Below are 2,754 nucleotides of genomic sequence, written 5' to 3' on the forward strand. Positions count from 1 at the left end.
AACCCAGCGAGATACGCACCGCCGGGTGCCAGGGCGCACCCGAAATACGGAAGGATGTTCCGGGCGCGATAGCCACGCCTTGCAGGCGGGCCTGGGCGACAAAGCTTTCCTCGGCACGGTCCGCGGGCAGTTGAAGCCAGACATGCAGCCCGTCTCGCCGGGCGCGATAGTCGACCCCCGCCAGCACCTGCGCTGCAATATCCTGCCGGCGCCGCAAAGCCGCGCGCTGCCAGTGGACAAGCTCCATCGCCGTGCCGTCGGTCACCCATTTGGTGGCGATCTCGGCCACCAGCGGCGTCGCCATCCAGTTCGAAACCAGATGCCGGTTGGCGACGGCGGCGACGTAGCGGTCGGGTGCGGCCAGATAGCCGATGCGCAGGCCGGGCACGGTGATCTTGGTGAAGGAGGTGACGTAGAGCGTGCGCTCCGGCGCGAACGCGGCAACCGGCGGCGGCCGGTCTTCGACCAGCGGACCCAGCACATCGTTCTCGATGATGGCGATATCGTGCTTGCGCGCGACCGCGGCGATCTCTTCTCGCCGCCGCGCATCCATCAGCGTCGCCGTCGGATTGATGACCGAGGGCTGCACGAAGACCGCGCGGATGTCGGAAAGCCGGCAGGCCTCGTCCAGCGCTTCCGGAATCAGGCCGTTGTCGTCGATCGGCAGGCCTTCCAGGTTGAAGCCGAGATAGCGTGCCAACGGCACCAGCGTATGGTGGCCGATCGCCTCCGTGGCGACCGTAGAGCCCGGCGGCGCGACGCTCATCAGCGCCACTGTCATGCCGGCGGTGGCGCCGTTGGTCAGGCTGACGTTCTGCGGCGATGCATCGAGGCCGCACAGTCTCAACCATTCGACGGCGACGGCGCGGTGGCGGGGAAACACCATGTTGGGCCGGAACGAAAGTGCTGAACTCGACGGCAGGTTCTCAGCCAGCCATCCCAGTGCCTGCTTCAGCCGCTCAAGATGCATCGGCTCGCAGACCGGTTTCAGGATCGAAAGGTCGATGACTTCACCGAGCCGCTCCGGCAGATAGGGCGGCTCGGGCTCGCGGCGCTGCGTCTGGACGAAGCTGCCGCGGCCGATCTCGCCCGAAATCAGGCCGCGCCGGATCAGTTCCTCATAGGCGCGGCTGACCGTCTGCACCGAAAGCTTGAGGTCGTCGGCCAGCCTGCGATGGGTCGGCAACCGCGCGCCATTGGCAAGGCGTCCGTCATGGATGGCGCGCGCGAACTGGTCGGCCAGCGACTGATAGGCCGGCCGCCGGATAAGCGCGGGATCGGGTTGCCACAATGTCATGACTTATTAGAGATCGAAATCAGTGCAATTGACAATCGAAATAATGCGCCGTCATGGTACTCGGACGAAAAAGTGAGCCCTGATGACATCAGCGAAACTCGACCCGATCGACCTGAAAATCCTCGACGCCATCCAGCGCGACGGACGCATCACCAAGCTGGCGCTGGCCGAGCAGGTCGGCCTGTCTCCGACGCCGTGCTGGATGCGGTTGCGCAAGCTGGAAAAGGCCGGCATCGTCTCGGGCTATCACGCCAGGATCGCCATGCGCGTCGTGGCACCCGTTGCCACCGTGCTGATGGAGGTGACGCTGGCAAACCACCGCCAGGCCGATTTCGACCGCTTCGAGCGCGTTATACGCGATGTTCCCGAGATCGTCGCCTGCTGGTCTGTCGGCGGCGGCGTCGACTATCTGTTGAAAGTAATGGCGCGCGACATCGACGCCTATCAGCGGCTGGTCGATGGCTTGCTGGACCGCGAGATCGGCATCGATCGTTACTTCACCTACATCGTCATCAAGACCGTGAAGGACGAGGTGGCGCTGCCCATCGCAGAGCTTTTGCCGGCGTCGTCATAGGAGCGGAGAGATTCTCTCGCCGGGCAACCCGATAGAGAGAGTCTCTCTACGTCAGGACTTCCAAACAGCCTCTCTATCTGCATCGGGCGGATAGTCTTCCCTTATCAGTCCGAACCGGGAGGCTTTGACCATGTCCGCGCATTTCGCCCGCTCGCATCGCCATGAAGCGCTCGACGGCCTCGCCGACCGCCGGCTGCTGCGCGAACTGGCCTATGTCGATGGCCACTGGACCGCAAGCGAGGCTGCCGAAAGCTTCGAGGTCACCGATCCGGCCACCGGCACGACCGTCGCTTTCGTCGCCGCGCTCGATGGCCGGCAGACGACAAAGGCGATCGATGCCGCGGCGCGCGCCTTCCCGGCCTGGCGGGCGCTGTTGCCGCAGGAGCGCTCGAAAATTTTACGAAAATGGTTCGAGCTGATCGTCGGCGCCAAGGATGATCTGGCTCTGCTGATGACGCTTGAACAGGGCAAGCCTCTGCAGGAATCGCTGGGCGAGATCGACTACGCCGCCTCCTTCGTCGAATGGTATGCCGAAGAAGCAAAACGCCCGAACGCCGAGAGCGTCACCAGCCATCTGCCGAACGCCGAGATGATGGTGCGGCGCGAGCCGCTCGGCGTCGTCGGCGTTGTCACGCCGTGGAATTTTCCGTCGGCCATGCTGACCCGTAAGGCGGCCGCCGCCCTTGCCGCCGGCTGCACCATCGTCGCGCATCCGTCCTCGGAAACGCCGCTGTCGGCGCTGGCGCTGGCCGAACTCGGCGAACGCGCCGGCCTGCCCGTGGGCGTCTTCAACATCGTCACCGGCAAGGCTTCGACGATCGTCGGCCGGATGTGCGAAGATCCGCGCGTGCGTGCCATGAGCTTCACCGGCTCGACCGAGATC

At 64.9% G+C, this 2,754-nt stretch carries 3 protein-coding genes; 2 read left to right on the plus strand and 1 reads right to left on the minus strand.

All coding sequences use genetic code 11. The features are described 5' to 3' along the window. Positions 1–1,297: PLP-dependent aminotransferase family protein (locus EN994_RS25810; RefSeq protein WP_164746191.1), on the minus strand; the 1,297-nt coding region annotated here is incomplete at its 3' end. Between the two features lie 82 nt (positions 1,298–1,379). Here EN994_RS25810 and EN994_RS25815 point away from each other — a divergent pair. Together EN994_RS25815 and EN994_RS25820 are read left to right on the plus strand one after the other, a co-directional pair. Beyond that, positions 1,380–1,871 carry an Lrp/AsnC family transcriptional regulator gene (locus tag EN994_RS25815; protein ID WP_013530324.1) on the plus strand — a complete coding sequence of 164 codons (492 nt, stop codon included), beginning with the start codon at positions 1,380–1,382 and terminating at the stop codon, positions 1,869–1,871. A 130-nt stretch (positions 1,872–2,001) separates the two neighbouring features. Then, positions 2,002–2,754, plus strand: a 753-nt coding sequence (locus EN994_RS25820) for an aldehyde dehydrogenase family protein (protein WP_127307912.1), incomplete at its 3' end; no start/stop codon positions are given.

Origin of the sequence: Mesorhizobium sp. M7A.F.Ca.CA.002.09.1.1 (genome assembly GCF_003998555.1) — a bacterium.
In the GTDB taxonomy this organism is placed as follows: Bacteria; Pseudomonadota; Alphaproteobacteria; order Rhizobiales; family Rhizobiaceae; genus Mesorhizobium; species Mesorhizobium ciceri.